Below are 888 nucleotides of genomic sequence, written 5' to 3'. Positions count from 1 at the left end.
CTTCAAGCAATGCCGATTAGGTTTTTTGTTAGTAGGGCTAAGACTTGTTGTGTGATATTGACTTTCATTCTGTAAGTGATTTTTGTTGCTAGGGATATGTGTTAATGCAAAGCGTTGTTCAATGTGTACCATAAACTGGCGTTCTTCCTCAGCTTGTTTCCACTTATCCATCTCGTAATCGTATTTCAATTGAGCTTTAACGTGTCCTTCATTTGGGTGATATAGCCAATATTTATTCTCAGAGCTTTCATGCATAAAGTGTAAAAGTAGTTCAGTCAGAGTTAGATCATTATCTTGTGAATAGTACTTATGCCTAACCCATGTGATATCAATTTCTAAAAGTGCGCTTGATTTAGACTTTGGATTTTCCGGTCTTACTCTTTCAGGGTACGAAATGAACACTAAGATTTCGTAGTCGCCAATTTGGCTAACTAGGTCAGTGTGATCCGACTTTTTAAATGATAGGGATGAAAGGGTTCTACTTTGAGTCACCTCCGCCCGTGCGGTTGTTTGCCATGTTTCCTCGCAAGTATGAGCAACGTAATAAGCCGGAGTACAAAGTGCGTTTACGGTGCCTTCTAGCATTATTTGCTCAAGATATTGTCTACAGCAAACCTCGAAAGAAAGTTCGCACTCTTTCTCTGGTGGGGTCTCAGGATTGGGGTCATGAGAAAAGTGCCATTCTTTCTTCGCTCCTTTTCGTGCTAGCACGGGTTGCTTACAGCTGGGGCAAACACAATTGCACTTCCTACCGCTAGGTACTTGGCTTACCTCGACGTAGCGATTCTCAGGATTAATGGCGAAGGGAATTAGGGTCATTTAACAAATTAAAATTTAAAACCATACTTCATTTCGCGTTCTTGGAAGGCTATTACTCCACCTTCTAAG

General features: G+C 41.0%; 1 protein-coding gene. It reads right to left on the bottom strand.

The window, feature by feature from the left end:
* The coding region (locus tag A3738_RS25515; RefSeq protein ID WP_255376207.1) for a competence protein CoiA family protein at window positions 1-819 on the bottom strand (819 nt) is incomplete at its 3' end.
* Window positions 820-888: the final 69 nt, after the last annotated feature.

This window comes from Oleiphilus sp. HI0066, assembly GCF_001635725.1.
The sequence above is the reverse complement of the archived record's forward strand: the minus strand, read 5'-3'. Positions and strand labels throughout refer to the sequence as shown.